Consider the following 233-nt stretch of genomic DNA (forward strand, 5'->3'; position numbering starts at 1 on the left):
CGGCGCTACGGCGTTTCACTTCTGAGTTCGGCATGGGGTCAGGTGGGACCACCGCGCTACAGCCGCCAGGCAAATTCTGTCTATCAACACGCTTTTCGCATGTCGATGTAATCTGTATCAAACTGAATTTTGATGTCTCTTTCGCCAAAACACCTTCGGCGTTGTAAGGTTAAGCCTCACGGTTCATTAGTATCGGTTAGCTCAACGTATCGCTACGCTTACACACCCGACCT

The 233-nt window shown here is 50.6% G+C and carries 1 rRNA gene; it reads right to left on the minus strand.

Features of this window, described 5'->3' with window-relative positions:
• Positions 1-70: ribosomal RNA gene (gene rrf, locus OGW44_RS00065) — 5S ribosomal RNA — on the minus strand; the annotation flags it as partial.
• Positions 71-233 lie beyond the last annotated feature (163 nt).

It is taken from the genome of Citrobacter sp. Cb023 (assembly GCF_030336805.1).
Classification (GTDB): Bacteria; Pseudomonadota; Gammaproteobacteria; order Enterobacterales; family Enterobacteriaceae; genus Citrobacter; species Citrobacter braakii.